Raw genomic sequence first — 2,314 nt, forward strand, 5'->3', positions numbered from 1 at the left:
TGGGTACGACCCGGACTGAGCCGTTTACACGTGCCGGTGCCGGACCGGAGCCGGTAGGAACTGACAACCCTGTTGTTGTCGAAACGCCGTCCGTTGGTGCCGGCGGTACAACCTGGAAGCCGTTGAAACCCACTGTTACACCTAGCCCGCATCATAAACACCGCGAACTAAAAATCAAGTTCGATGCAGCGCGGCGTCCATATGCAGAAGGCCTCAAGTTATCGCAGATAGTCCCCGAAAGAGGACCACTCCAAAGTGACTATTTGCAGATGAAACGTGAATTAACCGAGGTGATCGGCAATCTGCCTGCAGGAAAGCTCATTGGTGTTACTGTCAGAATTATTACGCGGGATAATGTTGCAGCAAGCACAAGGAAATCCGATGTATTAGAAAAAACTTCCGATGATCTGCTGTCGGATGTTACACCCGACAAGCGCTCTCAGCTGGCAATAGATAAGTTGATTGTGAGGGGGGCACATAACCAACTTGGCGTTGAAATTTTCCAGCATATCGAAGTCCGATCTAAGTCTGGTCCACCCCGACTGCACTTGGGTTTTAATAGAAGACTTGACAGTGTCACTAAGCTATCGTCTGTTATTCTCGACCGGGCGGTGGATTGGTTGGTTGGGCGAATCGTTGCCGAAGCGGAGTCCGGGTCGCCACTATCGTCGGTCAGCATCGTATATCGCAAGTTGCAGAAAACGGGGACATCGTTCGATATCAATGGTGATCCTCGGATTCGATCGATTGACGAAGAACTGCACCGGGCGGTGGCAGGGGTGCTGCAGCGGAACCCGTCCGCGCTACGGGCAAATATCACAGCCGAGCATGTTTGGCAGCAGATTAACCGAGCGGCAGGCCTCACGCGAGATATGAGCGCTGTAGAAATAGAGTTTCAGGCCGCCGGGAAGTCGGTTGATCCTCCGGATAGTGTTCGACAGCCGCTGGGTGAAACTCGTAAAACAGTCGTACGTGCAGCAGAGTCTTCAACGAAAGATGAGTCTTCGATAAAGGCTTCGCAGTGGGACTGGAAGCCAGGGTATTCGCCAAGTACCGCAGGTAAGATGCGACATCAATTGGTGTCGTTTGAGATCCACTTCGCGGCAGAGCACGCCCCGAAGATCCGATCTTCCGCTGGGCATGATGAACTTCTGATCCCATCGGGTGATTTTGCTGACGAGTACAAAAAGTTCAAAGCCAAGCTGAGAGATTTGCTGGCCGAACATCCGGCCAGTAAGAAGATCGGAATCTATATTCGGTATGCGTCGCGGACTCAACTGAAAAGCGCTGGCAAGCTTAGCCAGGAGAGGCTGCTTGAGCTGATCCAGGACGATCTTACCGGGGGAATGGCTGCGGAAACCCGAACTCGGCTCGCAATAGACGCGCGAATTATCAAGTCAACGGTAAAAAAATTTGTGAGTATTGAGGTATTTGACTACCATGAACTAAAGTCGCGCGACGGTAGGGTGCAACTGAGACTTGAGTCCCATCTCGGGGAAGAAAATTTGTCAGCGCTTTCGTTGGCCAAGCTAGGCGGGGCAATAGATTGGCTTATCGGCCGGCTGGCGGAGGATCGTGGCATATCTTCGCCGAGGATCAATATTGAATATCTGACTCCGAAAAAGTATGACCCGGACAGTGTGTCCAGTGATCAGCGACTTCTGTCGGTCGATTCGACGCTGACGCAGGCGGTCGACGACGCATTGGCGAGAAATTCTATTGCGCAGCGGATGAATATCTCCGCTGCGCAAGTTCGCGAGCACGTCGACACAACGCAGATTTTCGGAACTTCACGGTCCGAAGTCCGCGTGAGTTTTGCAGAAAACGGTGACCGGATTGACCCGCCGGCGGACCTGCGGCCAATAGCGGATGCCCGAGATTCGAAGTGGGGTATCGCGCCGCCGCGATGGCGGGGTAAGAGTCCTATCGGCCGGCTCCTGGGCAAATTCTTCCTGGATGCATTACCTGAAGACGTCTTGACGCGGGAAGATGCCGACGGAAATGTACTGTCGTTGGCCAAAGACCTGACGCAAAATGTTGAAGCTGTAAAGGCGATCGCCAGGAAACATCTTTCTGACCTCTTGCCCGGCATGAAAGTCGGCGTATTTGTAACTTTTCGATTTAAGACGTCGGCCAGCGGGAACAAACACCTGCCGTCGGCTGTGATGCGAGATATTCAGCATGCTTCTGATCTGATAAAGGCAGGTCTGGCTTCTGTAGCACCGCAGCGTGACGCGCTGATAATTGACACGAACCTCGTATTTTCAGCAGTGGAAAAACCAGGGTTTGAGGTGTTGTTCTTTCAGACAAACTT

General features: G+C 52.7%; 1 protein-coding gene. It reads left to right on the forward strand.

What is annotated here, in order from left to right:
- Window positions 1-269: 269 nt before the first annotated feature.
- Window positions 270-2,314, forward strand: a 2,045-nt coding sequence (locus BLV96_RS49610) for a hypothetical protein (RefSeq protein WP_143051175.1), incomplete at its 3' end; no start/stop codon positions are given.

The organism is Amycolatopsis pretoriensis (assembly GCF_900107925.1).
Classification (GTDB): domain Bacteria; phylum Actinomycetota; class Actinomycetes; order Mycobacteriales; family Pseudonocardiaceae; genus Amycolatopsis; species Amycolatopsis pretoriensis.